Here is a 19,541-nt window from a genome sequence, read left to right as displayed (position 1 = left end):
TATGGGACAGAAAGTAAATCCGGTTGGCTTCCGTCTAGGCGTCATCAAAGGATGGGACTCGAACTGGTACGGCGGCAAGGACTTTGCCGACAAACTAGTTGAGGACGAAAAAATCCGCAAATATATCCTCGCTCGTATCCCGAAGGGTGGCATCAGCCGCATCGTTATCGAGCGTACCCTCAAGCGCATCACTATCACTATCAACACGGCTCGTCCGGGTGTGGTAATCGGTAAAGGTGGCGCTGAGGTTGACAAGATCAAGGACGAGCTGAAGCAGATCACCAGCAAGGACGTTCAGATCAACATCTTCGAAATTAAGCGTCCGGAACTTGACGCCAAGCTGGTAGGGGAGAGCATCGCTCAGCAGTTACAAGCTCGTATCTCGTTCCGTCGTGCTATGAAGATGTCTATCCAGGCTGCAATGCGTGTTGGTGCCGAAGGCATCAAGATTCAGTGCGGTGGCCGTTTGGGTGGTGCTGAAATCGCCCGTTCCGAGCAGTACAAAGAAGGCCGTACGCCGCTGCACACGTTGCGCGCTGACATCGACTACGCTTTGTCTGAAGCTCAGACCGTGTATGGCAAAATTGGCATCAAGGTATGGGTGATGCGTGGTGAGGTATTCGGCAAGCCCGACCTTTCCCCAAATCAGGTTCCTGCCAACCAAGGCAACGAGACCCGCGGTGGTAATGAGCGCGGCCCACGTGGTGAGCGTGGCGACCGTGGCGGTGACCGTGGCCCACGTCGTGACCGGGGTGGCGACCGTGGCGGTGAGAACCGCGGCGGTGGTGCTGGCGCAGGTGACAACCGTGGTGGTGGCAATGCTGGCCCACGTCGTAATGGTCCTGCCGGTGGCGGCAACCGTGGTGGCGGTGGTGCTCCACGTCGCTAGTCCTTTTCCTTCTTCTGAATTTCAATTTTAATAAATCATGTTACAACCGAAAAGGACCAAGTATCGCAAGATGCAAAAGGGTCGCGTGACAGGTCTCGCCTTCCGCGGCAGCTCCATAGACTTCGGTTCCTTCGCTATCAAATCGTTGGAAGTAGCTTGGATTACGGCTCGCCAGATTGAGGCTGCTCGTATCGCTATGACCCGCGCTATGAAGCGTGAAGGGCAAGTATGGATCCGTATTTTCCCAGACAAGCCAATTACCAAGAAGCCTGCTGAAGTGCGGATGGGTAAGGGTAAAGGTTCCCCCGAGTATTGGGTAGCCTGCGTGAAGCCTGGTACCATCATGTTTGAATCGGACGGCGTATCGCTGGAAGTGGCTCAGGAGTCGCTCCGTCTGGCTGCTCAGAAGTTGCCAGTTCGGACTCAGTTTGTTGTTCGTCGCGACTACGTAGAAAGCAAGTAAGATGAAGAACACTGAAATCCTGGCCCTCTCGGACGAGGCCCTGAACGAACAAATTAAGACCGAAAAAGCCAATGGTCAGTCGCTGCGTTTCGCGCATGCTATTTCCCCATTGGAAAACCCAGGTCGTTTGAAAACTAGCCGCAAGAACGTCGCCCGTTTGCTGACTGAGCAGACCCGTCGGAAGAACGAGCAGGCTACTAACACTGCTAACTAACGATGGCAAGCAACGAAGAGCAGCAGGCAACATCCGCCGTTGAGCGGAATCTGCGCAAAGAAATCATCGGGCGCGTGACCTCTGCTAAGATGGACAAATCCATCACTGTAATAGTGGAGAGCAAAATGAAACACCCGATCTACGGTAAGTTCGTTACCAAGTCGACCAAGTTCATGGCTCACGACGAGAATAACGAATGTGGCGAAGGCGATACTGTTCGCATTATGGGCACTCGTCCATTGAGCAAGAACAAGCGCTGGAGATTGGTCGAAATTGTAGAACGCGCCAAGTAAGATGATACAGCAAGAATCCCGTCTGACCGTCGCTGATAACAGCGGCGCCAAAGAAGTTCTCTGCATTCGTGTCCTCGGTGGCACGGGCAAGAAATACGCCAGCGTAGGCGACAAGATTGTAGTTGCAATCAAATCGGCTATCCCTTCTGGTAACGCTAAAAAAGGCACTGTATCGAAAGCAGTTGTAGTTCGCACGAAGAAAGAGATTCGTCGTAAAGACGGTTCTTATATTCGTTTCGATGACAACGCTGCGGTACTGCTCAACAACAACGATGAGCCCCGCGGTACCCGCATCTTCGGCCCAGTAGCCCGCGAACTGCGTGAAAAGCAGTTCATGAAGATTGTTTCGCTCGCTCCTGAAGTTCTCTAAGCAATGGCAACGAAAACCAAAGACAAAAAGCCTGCGAAACTGCACGTGAAAACTGGTGATACCGTTTTGGTTATTGCTGGTGATGAAAAAGGCAAAACCGGCGTTATCAAGTCGGTGAACCGCACCACGGAGCGTGTTATCGTAGAAGGCCTGAACCTAGTTACTAAGCACAACAAACCAAGTGCAAAGAATCCCCAGGGTGGCATCACTAAGATCGAAGCTGGTATTCACGTGAGCAACGTGAAGGCAGTGGAAGCTCCAAAAGCCTAATTCGGTACGACGACAATGGCACGACTCAAAGAGAAATATAATAAGGAAGTAATACCGGCGCTCCAGGAGAAATTCCAGTTCAAGAGCATCATGCAGGTACCACGCATCACCAAGATCTGCATTAACCGCGGTATTGGTGCTGCCGTAGCTGACAAGAAGCTGGTGGACAATGGTGTGGATGAGCTGTCGACTATCACTGGTCAGAAAGCTGTTCCAACTATAGCCAAGCGTTCGGTTTCGAACTTTAAGCTGCGTGAGGGGATGCCAATTGGCGCCCGTGTAACGTTGCGCGGTGAGCGGATGTACGAGTTCATGGACCGTCTATTGACGGTTGCTCTACCCCGCGTACGTGACTTCAAAGGTATCAACGATAAAGGCTTCGACGGCCGTGGTAATTATACCTTAGGCGTTAAGGAGCAAATTATCTTCCCTGAAATTTCGATCGATAAGATTAAGTCGATTTCGGGTATGGATATTACTTTCGTAACGAGCGCCGAAAACGACGAGCAGAGCTATGAGCTTCTCAAAGCTTTCGGTATGCCTTTCGCTAACGCCAAGAAACAAAACGACTAATGGCTAAGGAATCAGCAAAAGCAAGAGCGCGCAAGCGCATCGCTCTGGTTGCCCGCTACGCCGAGAAGCGCAAGGCGCTGAAGGCCGCTGGTGACTACGAAGGTTTGGACAAGTTGCCCCGTGACTCTTCGCCTGTGCGTTTGCACAACCGCGACTTGATCGACGGCCGTCCCCGTGGTTACATGCGTAAGTTCGGCATTAGCCGTGTACGTTTCCGCGAAATGGCCTTAGCAGGTAAGATCCCCGGCGTAACAAAGTCCAGCTGGTAATTTGTTACCTATTGCTTCTTAGCTATTGCTAGAAGTAATGATACTTGGCAGGTTGCCGAGAGAAACCATTGGCCGCTCCCGCAAAGACGAGCCAAGAAGTCTTAAACGAAAATTTCACTGCTGTCTTTCGGCAGCAGTGAAATTTTCATATCTTTGCGGCTCCCTAAAAAAGGGCGCCTCTTTTTTTACCCTGAAATGAACACAGATCCAATTGCCGATTACCTGACCCGGGTGCGCAATGCCATAAAGGCAAACCACCGGGTAGTAGAGATTCCGGCCAGCAACATCAAGAAGGAAATCACGAAGGTGCTCTACAAGAAGGGCTACATTCAGAGCTATCGTTTTGACGATGCTGCAGTACAAGGCACGATCAAAATCGCGCTGAAATACAACCCTGCCACCAAGCAGCCAGCTATTACAAAGCTGGAGCGTGTGAGCTCACCTGGTTTGCGTACTTACGCCCCAGTTGACAACATGCCCCGCGTACTGAGCGGTTTGGGTATTGCTATCCTCTCTACTTCGAAAGGGGTAATGACGGAAAAAGAAGCTAAAGCCGAGAACGTGGGCGGCGAAGTGCTGTGCTACGTTTACTAATCGACAAGAACTAGATATGTCACGCATTGGTAAACTGCCCATCAGCCTGCCCTCCGGTGTTCAGGTTGAAGTGAGCAAAGAAAACGAAGTAACTGTAAAGGGTCCTAAGGGTACTCTCTCAGTTCCGGTTGACCGCGACATTACGGTTACACAAGCCGACGGTCAGTTGGTAGTTGAGCGTCCTACCGAGCAAAAGCGCCACAAGGCAATGCATGGTTTGTACCGCTCGCTCCTCAATAACTCCATTCAAGGAGTTAGCACTGGTTACGAGCACAAACTGGAATTGGTAGGTGTAGGTTACAAAGCTGCAATGGCTGGTACTACACTTGAACTCTCTTTGGGTTATTCGCACAACATCTTCTTGGCTCTGCCAAAAGAAGTAACCGCTACTGCTGTAACCGAGAAAGGTAAGAACCCTATTGTCACGTTGAACAGCATTGATAAGCAACTGCTCGGCCAGGTGGCCGCTAAGATTCGTTCGTTGCGCAAAGTTGAGCCATACAAAGGCAAAGGCGTGCGCTTCGTGGGTGAGCAGATTCGTCGTAAGGCTGGTAAAACAGCTTCGAAATAATAACAGATCATGGCTTTCGATAAAGCAACTAGAAGAAAACGGATCCAGCGCATCATCCGCACCAAGGTGGCTGGCACGTCCGAGCGTCCACGTCTGTCAGTGTTTCGCAGCAATACGGGCATTTATGCTCAGATTATTGACGATACAACTGGTCACACGTTGGCGTCTGCTTCCTCGAAGCACGTTTCGGTGGAAGGGGGCAACGGAGTCGCCCTCGCTGCCGCAGTCGGCAGAGAAATTGCCGCCCGTGCTACAGGAAAAGGAATTTCGAAAGTGGTATTTGACCGTTCTGGTTATCTCTACCACGGCCGCGTAAAATCATTGGCAGAAGGAGCCCGCGAAGGCGGCCTCAATTTCTAAGAATATGGCCCAAGACAACAACAACCGCGGCGGCCAAGGCCAAAACCGTGAACGTGGTGGCAACCGTGAGCAACAAGCTCCCCGTGCCGGCGAATCTGATCTGAAAGAGAAGGTAGTAGCTATCAACCGCGTAGCTAAAGTAGTGAAAGGCGGTCGACGCTTCAGCTTCTCCGCTATTGTAGTAGTAGGTGACGGTAATGGCACTGTAGGCTACGGCCTCGGCAAAGCCAACGAAGTAACCGACGCTATTGCTAAAGGCATTGACGACGCGAAGAAGAACTTAGTGCGTGTACCTCTTTACAAGCACACTGTGCCTCACGTAATGGAAGGCAAGTACTCTGGCGGTTTCGTATTGGTACAGCCAGCTGCTGCTGGTACTGGCGTAATTGCAGGTGGTGCTATGCGTGCTGTGTTTGAAAGCGCTGGTATCAAAGATGTACTGGCTAAGTCTAAAGGTTCGTCGAACCCACACAACGTGGTAAAGGCTACTTTTGATGCTCTGCTGAAGATGCGTGACCCAATGCAAATTGCTCAGGCTCGTGGCATCACTCTCGCCCAAGTTTTTAACGGTTAATAAACAATGGCGCAGATCCAGATTAAACTTGTAAAGAGCGTTATTGACCGCCCTGAGCGTCAGAAGCGCACGATTAAGGCCCTCGGCCTTGGTAAAATCGGCAGTACCAAAGAGGTAGAAAACACTCCTCAGGTAGCTGGTATGGTAGCTGCAGTGCAGCACCTGTTGGAAGTAACCGTACTCTAGGATATCCCGACCATGAATCTCAGCAATCTCCAACCCGCCGAAGGCTCAACGCGCAACAATAAGCGTCTTGGCCGTGGTACGGGTTCCGGCCGTGGCGGCACTTCGACGCGCGGTCACAAAGGCCAAAAGTCCCGTTCGGGCTATTCCAAAAAGTCAGGTTTCGAAGGTGGCCAAATGCCGCTACAGCGCCGCGTACCTAAGTTCGGTTTCAAAAACATCAACCGGATTGAGTACAAGGCAGTTAACCTAGACGTACTGGCTGGTCTAACTGAAAACAGTGCTACCACTACGCTTGACAGTGCTTTCTTCGTGTCGGCTGGTTTGGCTTCGAAAAGCGCCAAGATCAAAGTTCTAGGCCGTGGCGAAATCACCAAGGCTTTAGAAGTTCACGCTCACGCTTTCTCGAAATCAGCTATTGAAGCTATTGAGAAAGCTGGGGGTAAAGCTGTGACGCTGTAAAGCAAGACTGGCAATGAACAAGTTCATCACTACGATCAAGAACATTTTTGCGATTGAAGATCTGCGTATGCGGATCTTCAATACGCTTTTCTTCATTGCCATATACCGGTTAGGTTCTTTCGTCGTGCTGCCGGGCGTTGATGCAACTCGCCTCAAGACAGGTGGTGCATCAGGGGTGTTTGGCATTCTAGATACGCTGCTCGGCGGTGCATTTAGCAATGCTTCCATCTTTGCCTTAGGCATCATGCCTTACATCTCGGCTTCTATTGTGTTGCAATTGCTCACAATAGCAGTACCATATTTCCAAAAGCTTCAAAAAGAAGGAGAGTCGGGCCGGAAGAAGATTAATCAGTATACACGTATTCTCACCATCCCTATTGTGATGGCGCAGTCGGTGGGCTTTATTGCCACTATTAACGCGGACGCCATCATCAACCCTGGTACGTTCTTCACCATCACTACGATGTTGATTATCACGGCTGGGACGTTGTTTTGTATGTGGTTAGGTGAAAAAATTACTGATAAGGGTATTGGCAACGGTATTTCCATGATCATCATGATCGGGATTGTTTCCCGTCTGCCAGGCGCTATTATTGGTGAGGCGGCTGCTAAAGGCATGCGCGGTTCATTGATCTTCTTGATTGAACTAGTTGTTCTGTTTTTAGTGGTAATGGCAGTTATCGTGCTAACGCAAGCTGTGCGCCGAATTCCGGTTCAGTATGCTAAGCAGGTAGGTAGTACTGCGCAATTGAACGCGCAACGTCAGTTCATTCCAATGAAAGTGAATGCGGCTGGTGTAATGCCAATCATTTTTGCTCAGTCGTTGATGTTTGTACCCGCTATTCTTGCCTCAGTTTGGCAGAATGACAGCGAAACTGCTAGCTACATCGGCGTCAAGTTTTCGGATTACACGTCGTGGCAGTACAACTTAGTTTTTGCTACCCTCATCATTGTTTTCACGTATTTCTATACTGCCATCAGTGTCAATCCTAATCAGATTGCGGATGACTTAAAGAGAAGCGGTGGTTTCGTGCCTGGTGTTAAACCTGGTCGTGATACTTCAGAATACATTGATGAGGTATTGACTCATATTACTTTGCCTGGCGCTGTTGCTCTGGCATTGATTGCGATTTTCCCGTCGCTTGCTTTGTTAGCTGGCATAACCCGCCCTTTCTCGGCCTTCTATGGCGGTACTTCACTTATCATTATGGTAGGGGTGGTATTGGATACGCTTAACCAGGTAGAAAGCTACTTGCTGATGCGTCACTATGATGGTATGATGAAGACAGGCAAGTTGCGTGGCCGTTCGCAGAACATAGCTATGGCATCTTAATCAGTCATGATTGTTTACAAGACTGAGGAAGAAATAGAGCTTATTAAAGCTAGCGCGAAAGTGTTAGCCCAAGCTCATGGAGAAGTTGCTAGCTTAATTCGAGAAGGAGTAACAACGCGAGAGCTAGACCAGCGCGCGGAGGAGTTCATTCGCGACCATGGTGGGCAGCCTTCTTTCAAGGGTTATAACGATTTCCCTTACAGTCTCTGCATATCTCCTAATGCTGTAGTGGTCCATGGTTTTCCAGGAGACCATGTGTTGAAAAGCGGCGATATTATTTCAGTTGACTGCGGAGTACTGCTTAATGGTTACCATTCAGATAGCGCTTACACTTACTCAATAGGAGAAGTGGAGCCGGAAGTACTCCGACTTCTAGAGGAGACTAAGAAGTCGTTGTATCTCGGTATCGAGCAAGCAGTGGCTGGCAACCGAATGGGCGACGTTAGCTATGCCATTCAAAACCACGTTGAGAAACAAGGTTATGGAGTGGTTAGGGAACTTGTTGGCCACGGGATTGGTAAGAAGCTGCACGAGCGACCTGAAGTACCTAATTACGGTAAACGTGGTGCAGGGCTAAAGTTGCAAACAGGGTTAGTTCTTGCCATTGAGCCAATGGTGAACCTAGGAAAGAAGGATGTAGTGCAAGAGAAAGATGGCTGGACCATCCGAACTAAAGACTACAAGCCATCAGCGCATTTCGAGCATACCGTAGTAATACGAAAAGACAAAGCGGAGATTCTTACCTCCTTTGAATACATAGAAAAAGCCTTACAGTAGCCTTATGGCCAAACAAACTTCCATTGAGCAAGACGGAGTCATCCTGGAAGCCCTTTCTAACGCTATGTTCCGTGTGGAACTGGAGAATGGTCACCAACTGATTGCTCACATTTCGGGCAAGATGCGGATGCACTACATCAAGATTTTGCCGGGAGATAAGGTTAAGTTAGAAATGTCACCCTACGATCTGTCGAAGGGACGAATTGTGTACCGTTACAAATAAACCGACGACATGAAAGTCAAAACGTCCGTCAAGAAGCGTAGCGTTGATTGCAAAATCATCCGCCGCAAAGGCAAGCTCTACGTCATCAACAAAAAGAACCCGCGCTATAAGCAGCGTCAAGGGTAGTAGCACCAGACTTTTTAATAAAGCACATGGCTCGTATTGCAGGGGTAGATATCCCAGATAACAAGCGCGGCGAAATCGCGCTGACCTACATTTTCGGCATTGGCCGTCCTTCTGCTCAGCAGATCCTCACCAAAGCAGGCGTTGACCTAAACAAAAAGGTGAAAGATTGGACTGAAGCTGAGGCTGGCGAAATCCGCGGCGTGATTGCCGCTGAGTTTAAGACCGAAGGTGTGCTGCGCTCAGAAGTGCAGTTGAACATCAAACGCCTCATGGACATCGGTTGCTACCGGGGTCTGCGTCACCGCAAAGGTCTGCCTGTTCGTGGTCAGCGTACCAAGAACAATTCGCGTACCCGCAAGGGCAAGCGTAAAACCGTTGCTGGCAAAAAGAAGGCTACTAAATAAACCGTAGCGGGAATCGATACCTACTTTGATATTCTTGAAGTAGGTATCAACACCTTCCGCGCATTTTCGCGATAACCAAATGGCACAAAAAAGAAAAGACAAAGCCAAGAAGCGCGTTGTCGTTGTTGAGCCAGTAGGCCAAGTACACATCAAGGCTTCGTTCAACAACATCATCATCTCCATCACCAACAATAATGGCCAAGTTATTTCTTGGGCTTCTGCTGGTAAGATGGGCTTCCGCGGCTCTAAAAAGAATACGCCTTACGCTGCTCAGATGGCTGCCACCGATTGCGGTAAAGTAGCTCATGATTTGGGTATGCGCAAAGCCGAAGTGTTTGTTAAAGGTCCGGGCGCTGGTCGTGAATCGGCTATCCGTACGCTGGGTAACGTGGGTATTGAGGTAACGACCATCAAGGACGTGACGCCGCTGCCCCACAATGGCTGCCGTCCTCCTAAACGTCGTCGCGTATAATTATCTGAACTGGCAAGCTTAGTGTTTGCCTCCGGTGTCGGGTTTCTGATGCACCTTTTCTATTTAGTAAGGTACATCCAAGAAGCCCGACACGCGCAGTTCAACCCCCTCAAAACTCAACAACCCCGAAATGGCACGTTATACCGGTCCAAAAACCAAGATTGCCCGTCGCTTTGGTGAGCCAATCTTCGGCCCAAGCAAGGCGCTCACCAAAAAAGCGTATCCTCCTGGCCAGCATGGCCGTGGTCGTCGCAAAAAGCAAAGCGAGTACGCTGTCCAGTTGATGGAGAAGCAGAAAGTTAAATATATGTACGGCGTGCTCGAGAAACAATTCGAGAACTTGTTCCATAAAGCAGCCACTATGCCCGGCATTACCGGTGACAACCTGTTGGCTTTGCTGGAATCACGCCTCGACAATACCGTATACCGCTTAGGCATTGCCACAACGCGTCGTGCTGCCCGTCAATTGGTATTGCATAAGCACGTTACTGTAAATGGTGAAATCGTGAACATTGCTTCTTATAAGCTCCGTGCTGGCGACATCGTTGCAGTACGCGAGAAGTCGAAGTCGTTGGAGGCTATTACCACTAGCTTGAGCGCTCGTAATGCTCGCGCTTTCTCGTGGTTGGAATGGGACGGCAAGGAAATGGCTGGTAAATTCATCAGCGCTCCTTCGCGTGAGTTGATTCCGGAAAAAATCACGGAGCAGCTTATCGTCGAGTTGTACTCGAAGTAATCTTGATGTTGGCCTGTATACACGGGTCACCTTCTTACTTCGACTTTCTTTAAATGGATTCAAGTATTGGGTAGTGGGTACTGAGAGCTTTTCCAAGCCTCTATATCCAATACCCATTACTCAATACTAAAACCGCCCCAACTTATGTCAATCTTAGCTTTTCAAATGCCGGAGAAGGTAGTAATGGAGAAATCCGACGACTTCTACGGGACGTTTGAATTTAAACCGCTGGAGAAAGGCTACGGCGTCACGATCGGCAACGCGTTACGCCGTATCCTGCTGTCGTCGCTGGAGGGCTATGCCATCACGTCGGTTCGCACCAGCAGCGTTCTGCACGAGTTCATGACCATTGAGGGTGTGATTGAGGACATGTCCGAAATCATCCTCAACTTGAAGCAAGTGCGCTTCAAAAAGGTTAGTGATGCTATCGAGGATAAAATCACCGTTCGCATCAAAGGCCAAGAAACATTCACTGCTGGTGACATCAATAAGTTCACCAACGGTTTCGAGGTTTTGAATACCGACCTCGTTATCTGTCACATCGACCCTTCGGTAGAGCTGGAGTTTGAGTTTTCTATTCAGAAAGGGCGTGGTTACGTGCCTGCTGAAGAGAACAAGCCAGCTGACCAGGTATTTGGGCAGATTGCAATTGATGCTATTTTTACGCCTATCAAAAACGTAAAATATAGCATCGAGAATACTCGTGTAGAACAGAAAACCGACTACGAGAAGCTTCTTATAGAAATTCACACGGACGGTTCTATTCACCCAGAGGAAGCACTGAAAGGTGCTGCCAACATTTTGATCCAACACTTCATGCTGTTCTCGGACAGCACCATGACCTTCGAAACGGCCAAGGCTGAAGAAGAAGAGACTGTGGACGAAGAAACGCTGCACATGCGTAAGGTTCTGAAGACGCCACTGGCGGATATGGATCTGAGTGTACGCGCTTACAACTGCCTCAAGGCTGCCGACATTAAGACCCTTGGTGACCTAGTGCAGTTGGATATGTCGGACATGATGAAGTTCCGCAACTTTGGTAAAAAGTCGCTAACTGAGCTGGAAAACCTCGTAGAGGAAAAAGGCTTGAACTTCGGCATGGATTTGAGCAAGTATAAGCTCGACGAAGAATAAATTTTATAGGTGCTCTCCTTACTAAAGTTTCGGCTTGTAAGGAGAGCACCTTTTTTTGCCCATTCATTTTTTCATTAGTGAGCCCTAGGGGCAACGGTTCTAATGAGAAGGCTCCTTAGACGGGAAGCCTTCCGCCGTGGTCGTCGTTCGCAAGCTCACACATTTCCCCTTTATTATGCGTCACGGTAAAACCATCAACCACCTCGGCCGCACAGCTTCGCACCGCAATGCTATGCTAGCTAACATGGCTTCGTCTCTGATCATGCACAAGCGTGTGACGACCACTGTAGCTAAGGCCAAAGCTCTACGTCAGTTTGTAGAGCCCCTGCTCACCAAATCTAAGAACGATACAACTCATTCTCGTCGTACGGTATTCTCGGTACTGGAGAACAAAGAGACCTTGAAAGAACTGTTCGGTGACGTAGCAGCGAAAATTGCTAACCGTCCCGGTGGATATACCCGCATCATTAAGTTGAGCCAGTCTCGCCTTGGTGACAACGCCGAGATGTGCATCATCGAACTCGTAGATTACAACGAGACGTTGTTGGAAGCCAAGAATGCTGGTGAAGCCAAAACTACGGCTACCACTCGTCGTTCACGTGGCAAGAAGAAAGCTACTACCGCTACGGCTGGTGAAGGTCAGTCTTCGGCTGAAGTAGTAGCTGACGCTCCTGTCGCTGCTGCCCCTACTACAGAAGTATCTGCTCCAGAAGATACCGCTACGGATACGCTAAAAGAAGGCGAAACCCGTGACGAGAAGAAAGACGAAGAGTCTGCGTCGTAAGTTGAGTTCTTGACAACTGATTTGAAAAGGGACGTGCCAGATGGTACGTCCCTTTTTTATGCCTGAATTTTGACGTTGCAGAATGTGCTTTGGGAACGTGAAAGATGGCAAAAGGGCGGCAGCTCTTTTATGAATTCCTTACCTTGGCGCCACAAACCCTGTGTGAATGCCGAACCGCTGCGGTAGCTTGTTTCGCAGTTACTACCTTTCTTCAACCTCATTCTTTCCATTATGAGCATCATCACTGCCATTCATGCCCGTCAAATTTTTGATTCGCGCGGCAATCCAACTGTAGAAGTGGACGTGACCACCGATAGCGGCACTGTAGGCCGCGCAGCTGTGCCATCGGGTGCCAGCACCGGTAAGCACGAAGCTGTAGAGCTGCGCGACGATGACAAGAGCATGTACATGGGCAAAGGCGTGCTCAAAGCAGTTGAGAACGTGAACAGCCAGATTGCCGAAGAGCTGATTGGCTTTTCAGTGTTCGAACAAGGCTTGCTTGATAAGATCATGCTAGAGCTTGATGGCACATCTAACAAGGCAAACCTTGGCGCTAATGCCATCCTAGGTGCTTCATTGGCTATTGCTCGTGCGGCTGCACAAGAGGCTGGGATGCCACTTTACCGCTATGTAGGTGGGGTTGGGGCAACCACGCTGCCAGTACCCATGATGAATATCCTGAACGGTGGTTCGCACGCCGACAACTCTATCGACTTTCAGGAGTTCATGATCATGCCAGTAGGCGCGTCTTCTTTCTCGGAAGCGTTGCGTTGGGGCACTGAGATTTTCCATCACCTCAAAAACGTCTTGAAGAAGCAAGGTTTCAGCACCAACGTGGGTGATGAAGGGGGATTCGCTCCTAACATCAAGTCCAACGAGGACGCCATCAAGATTGTACTTCAGGCTATTGAAACGGCCGGCTACCGCCCTGGTGAAGACGTGATGATTGCCATGGATGCTGCCGTGTCAGAGTTCTACGAAGATGGTGTGTATCACTTCAAGAAAAGCACCGGCGACAAACTGACATCGTCAGAAATGGTGGCTTACTGGACCGATTGGACCAAGAAATACCCTATCATCAGCATCGAGGATGGTATGGACGAAGATGACTGGACGGGTTGGAAAGCACTGACCGACAGCATTGGTTCTACCACGCAGTTGGTAGGAGACGATTTGTTTGTAACTAATGTAACGCGTTTACAACGGGGTATTGACGAGAAGATTGCCAATGCAATCTTGATCAAAGTAAACCAGATTGGTACGCTCACCGAAACTATTGATGCTGTTAATCTAGGTCGCCGCAATGGCTACAAGAGCATTATGAGCCACCGCTCTGGCGAGACCGAAGACAATACAATTGCTGACTTGGCAGTAGCATTGAACACTGGTCAAATCAAGACGGGGTCGGCTTCACGTTCTGACCGGATGGCTAAGTACAACCAACTTCTCCGCATTGAGGAAGAACTAGGTGAGGTAGCGTACTTCCCCGGCCGCAAAATGTAGCACATACCAAACGCTTTTGTAGAAGCGTTTCTATGAAAGGCTCTGTTGTCAGAAGGCAACGGAGCCTTTTTTCATAGTTCGAAAAGCTAGGAGCCAGGTGTAATGCCAGGTTATTTGAATAGAAAAAAATCTATACTTGCTTTTCATTCTGCAGTAAATGCATTTATCTTTGAACCTTGTCTTTTAGTAGTATTCTTATGCGTGTTCCCGGCTTCTTACGCAGCTTCTACTTTTATGTAGGAGTGAGCTTTCTGGTTTGGATGCTTGTATTCGACGCTAACGACTTTGTGAAGCAGTACGATATGTACGCAAAGCTGCAGGAGTTACAGGCCGATCGGAAATATTATTTAGACAATATAGAGACAGTGAAAAAAGAGCGCGCTGAATTATTGAGCAGCCCGGAACTGCTGGAAAAGTTTGCGCGCGAAAACTATATTATGAAACGCCCTAGTGAAGACGTATTTATTCTGGTGCCCCACCAGGACAGTAACTAACCGTCTGCGTCGTCGGACGCACCTTGAATAAAATTCTTGTCAGCCAGCCAGTATGCTTCTAGGTGAAGCGTATGGGCTGGCTTTTTTGTTTTTTTCACTTCTACCTTTTATTGTATGCCCCAACTTTACTTATCTCTTTTACGGCGGACTTATCCGGTGTTCGGGAGCCTATTGCTATTACTGATGTGGGCCCTGCCCGCTACTGCGCAGACGTATTTGCTGCCCACTAGTGGTTCCACATCTTTCACCACGTGCGGTGGAACTCTCTATGATGATGGGGGCGCTAACGGCAACTATTCTCCTAACGTTGACGGTACGGTAACACTTACACCCGCTACGGCAGGTAACAAGATTAGATTACAGTTCACGTCTTTCAACGTAGAGTCATATTACGACAAGCTCTATGTATACGACGGATCCAGCGTAGCTGCTCCGCTCATTGGCGTTTACGATTCACAGAATCCGGGTACACTGTACGCTACTAATGCTGCCGGTACTCTCACCATTCGTCTAACCAGCGACAATGTGGTGCACCTTAGCGGATTCGCGGCTGACATTGCGTGCGTAACTATGATTCCTCAAGCCGACTTGGCCATTCAAGGTGCTTCGGCGCAGCCGTTGGCTATCATCCCTGGTAACTCTCTATCAGTCAACTGTACGATATACAATCTATCGGGCACTACGGCACAGAGTAGCAGTGTGGGGTACTACTTATCAACAGATGCTACACTAAGCTCCAACGATGTACTGCTGGGTAACTCATTTGGCAGCACTCTTGGCGTGAACCAGTCGTCGTATCGGTCGGCCACGCTGGCTGTCCCAGCTTCTACACCTACGGGTGGCTACTACCTGCTGTACGCTGCCGACTATTTGAACGTAGTGAGTGAAAGCAACGAAACCAACAACGTTGCCAGCATCTCGGTGAACGTGGTACCACCTACTATTGATTTGGTGGTGCAGCAAGCCAACGTGTCAACACCGAATACAGCTCCCGGTAACGTGCTTACTCTCTCGTGCTCAATTGCCAATCAGGGCAACGCAACGGCGCCTTTCAGCAGTGTGGGGTACTATCTTTCCACGAATCCGGTACTTGACGCCAACGATGAGTTGCTAACTTCTTCTTTTGGTGGTCAGCTGACCCCTAGCTTCAATCAATTCCGGAACGTTTCAACCAACGTTCCACCTGGTACTGCCCCCGGCAGCTACTACATCTTATTTGCGGCTGATTACCAAAGCGTGGTAAACGAGAGCAACGAGACAAATAACGTGGCAGCGGTGGCCATCACCGTATCGATGCCCAGCGTGGATCTGGTGGTGCAACAGGCTCAACTCAGCCAAACTTCGGTGGTGCCAGGGACCAATATCAGTGCCACAGCGTTTGTTTATAATCAGGGAAACACCACAGCAAATGCTAGTAGCACGGGAGTGTACTTGTCTGCCGATGCTACCTTGAGCGCCAACGACCAGCTGCTGACATCCAGCATGGTGTCCCAGCTAACGACCAACCAAGGGATTACCACTTACCCACAGCTCACAATTCCAAGCAGTACCGCGGCGGGTAGCTATTATGTGCTCTTTGTTGCTGACCATCTGAGCGCGGTAACAGAAACCAATGAAACCAACAACGTTCGTAGCGTGGTGCTTACCGTTGTGGCGCCGGGCGTTGACCTAACTCTCTCGCAGCAGAGCCTTTCACGTACCTCTGCCAGCGCTGGCGTTGCGTTCAATGCCTTTGTTACGATTTTTAACCAAGGCAACTCTACATCCTCAAGTAGCAACGTAGGGTATTACCTTTCCGCAGATAATGTGTTGAGTGCCACCGACGTGCTGTTAAGCGCTTCCACAGGAGGCTCGTTGTTTGCTAACGACTACGGTAGCCGTAATGCTAGCCTTAGTGTTCCAACTGGCACCACGCCTGGTAATTACTTCATCCTGTTCGTGGCCGACCACACGGCGCTTGTCAATGAAACCAACGAGAACAACAACGTGGTATCATTGCCCTTCGTCGTAACGGCACCTTTCAACGGCACTGTAGTTCCTTACACGGGCACAGCCACTATCACCACTTGCGCCACTACTGTATATGACCATGGTGGCACCTCCGATTATTCGGATAACGCAAACGGTACGCTCACCATCAACCCAGGTACAGCCGGTAATAAGGTTCAACTTGTGTTCAGCCTCTTCTCGGTGGAAACCTGCTGCGACGGACTTACGATCTACGATGGTCCGAGCAGCTCGTCGCCAATAATTGGTACCTACGTGGGCAACCCTGGTGTTATCACCGCTACGAACAGCACGGGAGCCCTTACGCTACGATTCACGACAGATGGTAGCGTGGTAAACAGTGGTTTCCAAGCAGCTGTTTCTTGCGTGGCCGCCGGCACTGCAGTGCCTGATTTGGTGCCATCTGTGTTGAATGGCAGTCAAACCATCACAGCTGGCAACTCACTCGCCGTGAGCACCCAAATTGCAAACCAAGGTAGTGCAGTTGCTTTCAGCAGCACAGTGGAGTATTATTTATCAACGAACAGCACGCTCGACAACTCTGATGTACTACTAGGTAGCAGCAATGGTGGTAGCTTGTCGCCCAACCAAACGGCGTTCCGAGGTAGCCAATTTACAATTCCAACTACCACGCCAGCAGGCAGCTACTACATCTTGCACGTAGCCGATCCAAGCAACGCTGTTAGTGAGAGCAACGAAGGCAACAACGTGGCATTCAGCAACCTGTTTGTGTTAGCACCAGCGCAGCCTGACTTAGTTGTTACGCAGGCCGCCTTGTCGAACTATAATGTGATGGCTGGTAATGCTATTACGGCTAGCTGTATATTGTTCAACCAAGGCAGTGCTGTTGCCTCGCAGAGTGCCACGGGTTACTATCTGTCAACTAATACCGTCTTTGATGGCAACGACATTTTCCTAGGAAATTCACAGGCTGGTACGCTGTTCGGTGGTAGTTCGCAGTCAATGGGCACGGCGCTCGTTATTCCTGGTAACACGCCAACCGGCACTTATTACGTGCTGTTCATCGCCGACCACGTGAACGGCATTGTCGAGAGCAACGAAAACAACAACGTTGCCTTCCGCGCCTTCACGATTACGATTGTACAAGGCACACGAGACGAGCAGTTGGCGGGCATGACGTTGAGCGTTTTCCCTAATCCGGCAGCCATAGACAAGCATTTCACGGTGCAGCTGGCAGGTACCGGCAACGGCAAAACTGCTGATTTGACGCTCTATGATGCCTTGGGACGGCAAATAAGCCGGAAGCAGCTAGCGCTCAACAGCCGTATGACCCCGGCTACGTTCGATACGCATGCTTTAAGCCCGGGCATATACGTTCTACGCTTAACTGGCGCAGGTCTCAACGCTACTCGGCGCATTGTAATTGAATAAAGTGCTCTACCAGAGTTGGAAGCTTTTCTGCTAGAACTTCCAACGAGTTAACACGTCGGCGGTGGAGGGATGGTTCAGAAGAGCCAGCCAACCACCGCCGATTTGCGTTGAGGGAACGAGCGGCAGTGCAGTTGAGTTGCCTCGTTATATTTCTCTCGTATATGAAGCAGATAGGTTGGTTTTTCATCGCTAGGTGGGTGGGTAGCCTACTGGTGCTGTTGTTGCTTAGCGTGCCATTAGGCGCCGGAGTGGCTTCTCCAGCGTCGCAACCCTCGCAGATCCAAGCTGCTCGGCAGTTTTTGCTGACCGTATTGCGTGGTGAGTTTGACGTTGCCCACCGAATGCTGGCGCCCGAAGTCGGCTCTGCCTTAACACCTGCGCGGTTCCGGGCTGTAGCCTTGCCTTTGTATGAGCAAGGACGTCACTACGGCCCATCTATTGACTTGTACAAGCTAGGATTCCGGCTTCGCGACGGGCAGCACCCACAGTCGTTTGTCGCGTTTATGTTCAAGGCGGATACATTGGCTGCTCGTCCTAAAGTACAGCTCGACGTCACATTCCGTGATTCCACGGCCCGCCAAGTACTAAGCTTCGGTGTGATACCATTGGCCGCGCCGGTACGATGAATTCGCATAACAGCCACACAAAAAAAGCCCTACTTCTCGCCAGAAGCAGGGCTTTTTATTGAAAGACAGATCAGATAGCCGGATCAGCGGGGGTGTTGGGGTTATTGGTACGCTCTTGCTGCGGATACGGGTAGAAATTGCGGTTTCGTTCTGTAACATTAGCAGGCGGCACCGGCCGCCCGAAACGGCGACTATCATCCAAGCGCAGGCCGCTTAGGTACAGCTCGGCGCAGCGTTGCTTGTACACTTCCAGCAGCAGCGCTTCCACTGTTAGTGGGCCAGAGTAGGCAGGCAGTCCCGCATGCACGCCAAACGGGTCGCCAGTAGCCTGGGTTCGCACGACGTTGATGTCGGTGAGCGCGGCGGCAAGATTAGGCGTAGCAGCGCGCAAATTGGCTTCAGCCCGGATGAGGCGCATTTCATCGGGTAGGTAGGCAGGGATATCAGAATTCAGGGCGGAGAAAAAACCACCTGAACTGCGGATGTTATCTGTAGTGCCATTGTTGGAATCGATCACCACGGGGCCGCTTAAGTAAAAGGCTAGCCGTCCATCATTAGCTTCTACGAGACTAGTAGGTAAGCCTAGGTTGTTGCGTGGCCGAAAGTTGGCACCCGACTGCACTGTAAATTGATAGATTGGATTCGGGTTTTGCGCTGAATAAGTGAAAGCAGAGCGAACGGTTAGGTCGACAAGATTGGCAGCAGTCAAAGCCGCTGCATAGTTGCCAGCCATCAGATTAAAGCGGGCTCGATACGCCTGTACTGTATTAGGCAAATCGAAGCCAACCCGAGTGACAACAGCGGTGAATTCAGGCGAGGAAGGATTGGCACTTAGCTCCTGTGTAGCTAGATCAAGCAGCCGAATAGCTTCTTGCAGTAGTTGCTGGCGCGGCACAAAGCTAGGCCCGACGTAGTTCGGAGAAGCCTCCACGTTGGGTACAGCCGTAAGCGGCGCTTGCTCGAAGCCTAGTGATACACCCGCCAGTGCCGCTGCTTTAAATAAATAAGCATGGGCCAATACTCGGCTGCGCGTGCTGGCGTCGGTGGCTAATACCACCGGAGCAGCAGTAATCAACTGATCGGCCGCTAGGATAACCCGGTAGGGCCGCGCGAACAAAGCCGAAGTATTCGCATTACTTGGCGAAAGTTGTGAGCCGCCTTGCTCCAATTCGGTGATATTGAAAAAGGTGGTAATGCCTTTTACCTCGCGGCTGGTAGCTCCGGTGGTAAGAATAATCGGCTCCAAAGCCGCAGTGGAGTAGAGCTGACGTAAGCCTACACTCAGCGCCAACAAACCTTCGCGCGTCGTTAACGCCCGTTCATCAAGGGCGGCATTGGGATTGGCTAACTCTAGGTCGCAGGCGGTGGCCGTCAGTAGGGTTCCGAGCAGAAAGCCAGCGGCCAGGCGACGTAGCCAGGTTGATGAGTATTGCATATGCATAGGA

28 protein-coding genes are annotated in these 19,541 nt (G+C 50.3%); 27 read left to right on the top strand and 1 reads right to left on the bottom strand.

What is annotated here, in order from left to right:
- Position 1 precedes the first annotated feature (1 nt).
- The 27 genes from rpsC (at position 2) to MTX78_RS19320 (ending at position 18,096) form a co-directional block, all read left to right on the top strand.
- Entirely contained in the window at positions 2-889 is an 888-nt protein-coding gene (gene rpsC / locus MTX78_RS19450; RefSeq protein ID WP_243797584.1) for a 30S ribosomal protein S3, read from the top strand.
- Positions 890-926: 37 nt separating this feature from the next.
- On the top strand, positions 927-1,352 hold the full coding sequence (gene rplP / locus MTX78_RS19445; RefSeq protein ID WP_022822131.1) for a 50S ribosomal protein L16: 426 nt from the start codon (positions 927-929) through the stop codon (positions 1,350-1,352).
- 1 nt (position 1,353) lies between these two features.
- Positions 1,354-1,566: a 50S ribosomal protein L29 gene (gene rpmC, locus MTX78_RS19440; RefSeq protein ID WP_243797582.1), complete on the top strand. Its 213-nt coding sequence runs from the start codon at positions 1,354-1,356 to the stop codon at positions 1,564-1,566.
- 2 nt (positions 1,567-1,568) lie between these two features.
- Entirely contained in the window at positions 1,569-1,859 is a 291-nt protein-coding gene (gene rpsQ / locus MTX78_RS19435; RefSeq protein ID WP_022822133.1) for a 30S ribosomal protein S17, read from the top strand.
- A 1-nt stretch (position 1,860) separates the two neighbouring features.
- Positions 1,861-2,229, top strand: a complete 369-nt coding sequence (gene rplN, locus MTX78_RS19430; protein ID WP_022822134.1) for a 50S ribosomal protein L14 — start codon at positions 1,861-1,863, stop codon at positions 2,227-2,229.
- 3 nt (positions 2,230-2,232) lie between these two features.
- Positions 2,233-2,499, top strand: a complete 267-nt coding sequence (rplX, locus tag MTX78_RS19425) for a 50S ribosomal protein L24 (protein ID WP_022822135.1) — start codon at positions 2,233-2,235, stop codon at positions 2,497-2,499.
- 15 nt (positions 2,500-2,514) lie between these two features.
- The gene (rplE, locus tag MTX78_RS19420) at positions 2,515-3,072 is read left to right on the top strand and encodes a 50S ribosomal protein L5 (protein WP_022822136.1); all 558 of its coding nucleotides are present in this window, start codon (positions 2,515-2,517) and stop codon (positions 3,070-3,072) included.
- A complete protein-coding gene (rpsN, locus tag MTX78_RS19415; RefSeq protein WP_022822137.1) occupies positions 3,072-3,341 on the top strand; it encodes a 30S ribosomal protein S14 in 270 nt (89 codons plus the stop codon). Before rplE ends, rpsN begins: the two co-directional genes overlap by 1 nt.
- Before the next feature lie 195 nt (positions 3,342-3,536).
- The gene (rpsH, locus tag MTX78_RS19410; RefSeq protein WP_243797580.1) at positions 3,537-3,935 is read left to right on the top strand and encodes a 30S ribosomal protein S8; all 399 of its coding nucleotides are present in this window, start codon (positions 3,537-3,539) and stop codon (positions 3,933-3,935) included.
- Between the two features lie 16 nt (positions 3,936-3,951).
- Positions 3,952-4,506 (top strand): 50S ribosomal protein L6, encoded by a 555-nt coding sequence (gene rplF / locus MTX78_RS19405; protein ID WP_243797578.1) that lies wholly within the window; start codon positions 3,952-3,954, stop codon positions 4,504-4,506.
- A 9-nt stretch (positions 4,507-4,515) separates the two neighbouring features.
- Entirely contained in the window at positions 4,516-4,866 is a 351-nt protein-coding gene (gene rplR / locus MTX78_RS19400; RefSeq protein WP_022822140.1) for a 50S ribosomal protein L18, read from the top strand.
- Positions 4,867-4,870: 4 nt separating this feature from the next.
- Positions 4,871-5,440, top strand: coding sequence for a 30S ribosomal protein S5 (gene rpsE, locus MTX78_RS19395; protein ID WP_243797577.1), 570 nt, complete (start codon positions 4,871-4,873; stop codon positions 5,438-5,440).
- 6 nt (positions 5,441-5,446) lie between these two features.
- Positions 5,447-5,626 (top strand): 50S ribosomal protein L30, encoded by a 180-nt coding sequence (gene rpmD / locus MTX78_RS19390; RefSeq protein ID WP_243797575.1) that lies wholly within the window; start codon positions 5,447-5,449, stop codon positions 5,624-5,626.
- A 12-nt stretch (positions 5,627-5,638) separates the two neighbouring features.
- Positions 5,639-6,085 carry a 50S ribosomal protein L15 gene (gene rplO / locus MTX78_RS19385; protein ID WP_243797573.1) on the top strand — a complete coding sequence of 149 codons (447 nt, stop codon included), beginning with the start codon at positions 5,639-5,641 and terminating at the stop codon, positions 6,083-6,085.
- Between the two features lie 13 nt (positions 6,086-6,098).
- Complete coding sequence (secY, locus tag MTX78_RS19380; protein ID WP_243797571.1) at positions 6,099-7,418, top strand: preprotein translocase subunit SecY; 1,320 nt, start codon at positions 6,099-6,101, stop codon at positions 7,416-7,418.
- Positions 7,419-7,424: 6 nt separating this feature from the next.
- Positions 7,425-8,195 (top strand): type I methionyl aminopeptidase, encoded by a 771-nt coding sequence (map, locus tag MTX78_RS19375; RefSeq protein ID WP_243797570.1) that lies wholly within the window; start codon positions 7,425-7,427, stop codon positions 8,193-8,195.
- Positions 8,196-8,199: 4 nt separating this feature from the next.
- Entirely contained in the window at positions 8,200-8,418 is a 219-nt protein-coding gene (gene infA / locus MTX78_RS19370) for a translation initiation factor IF-1 (protein ID WP_022822146.1), read from the top strand.
- A gap of 9 nt (positions 8,419-8,427) precedes the next feature.
- The gene (rpmJ, locus tag MTX78_RS19365; protein ID WP_044003233.1) at positions 8,428-8,544 is read left to right on the top strand and encodes a 50S ribosomal protein L36; all 117 of its coding nucleotides are present in this window, start codon (positions 8,428-8,430) and stop codon (positions 8,542-8,544) included.
- Positions 8,545-8,570: 26 nt separating this feature from the next.
- Positions 8,571-8,948: a 30S ribosomal protein S13 gene (rpsM, locus tag MTX78_RS19360; RefSeq protein WP_022822148.1), complete on the top strand. Its 378-nt coding sequence runs from the start codon at positions 8,571-8,573 to the stop codon at positions 8,946-8,948.
- Positions 8,949-9,027: 79 nt separating this feature from the next.
- Entirely contained in the window at positions 9,028-9,420 is a 393-nt protein-coding gene (gene rpsK / locus MTX78_RS19355; RefSeq protein WP_022822149.1) for a 30S ribosomal protein S11, read from the top strand.
- 130 nt (positions 9,421-9,550) lie between these two features.
- Positions 9,551-10,156 (top strand): 30S ribosomal protein S4, encoded by a 606-nt coding sequence (gene rpsD / locus MTX78_RS19350; protein WP_022822150.1) that lies wholly within the window; start codon positions 9,551-9,553, stop codon positions 10,154-10,156.
- A 144-nt stretch (positions 10,157-10,300) separates the two neighbouring features.
- Positions 10,301-11,290, top strand: a complete 990-nt coding sequence (locus MTX78_RS19345) for a DNA-directed RNA polymerase subunit alpha (protein ID WP_243797568.1) — start codon at positions 10,301-10,303, stop codon at positions 11,288-11,290.
- Between the two features lie 175 nt (positions 11,291-11,465).
- Positions 11,466-12,074, top strand: a complete 609-nt coding sequence (gene rplQ, locus MTX78_RS19340) for a 50S ribosomal protein L17 (protein ID WP_243797566.1) — start codon at positions 11,466-11,468, stop codon at positions 12,072-12,074.
- A gap of 231 nt (positions 12,075-12,305) precedes the next feature.
- Complete coding sequence (gene eno / locus MTX78_RS19335) at positions 12,306-13,577, top strand: phosphopyruvate hydratase (protein ID WP_243797565.1); 1,272 nt, start codon at positions 12,306-12,308, stop codon at positions 13,575-13,577.
- Positions 13,578-13,774: 197 nt separating this feature from the next.
- Positions 13,775-14,071 (top strand): FtsB family cell division protein, encoded by a 297-nt coding sequence (locus MTX78_RS19330; RefSeq protein ID WP_243797563.1) that lies wholly within the window; start codon positions 13,775-13,777, stop codon positions 14,069-14,071.
- A 114-nt stretch (positions 14,072-14,185) separates the two neighbouring features.
- A complete protein-coding gene (locus tag MTX78_RS19325; RefSeq protein ID WP_243797561.1) occupies positions 14,186-17,470 on the top strand; it encodes a CARDB domain-containing protein in 3,285 nt (1,094 codons plus the stop codon).
- A gap of 161 nt (positions 17,471-17,631) precedes the next feature.
- Entirely contained in the window at positions 17,632-18,096 is a 465-nt protein-coding gene (locus MTX78_RS19320) for a hypothetical protein (protein ID WP_243797559.1), read from the top strand.
- Positions 18,097-18,166: 70 nt separating this feature from the next.
- On the opposite strand, the gene MTX78_RS19315 is transcribed toward MTX78_RS19320, so the two are convergent.
- On the bottom strand, positions 18,167-19,531 hold the full coding sequence (locus MTX78_RS19315; protein ID WP_243797558.1) for a RagB/SusD family nutrient uptake outer membrane protein: 1,365 nt from the start codon (positions 19,529-19,531) through the stop codon (positions 18,167-18,169).
- Between the last annotated feature and the right edge of the window lie 10 nt (positions 19,532-19,541).

Origin of the sequence: Hymenobacter tibetensis (assembly GCF_022827545.1) — a bacterium.
Lineage (GTDB): Bacteria > Bacteroidota > Bacteroidia > Cytophagales > Hymenobacteraceae > Hymenobacter > Hymenobacter tibetensis.
This window is presented reverse-complemented; position numbering and strand designations above follow the sequence as displayed.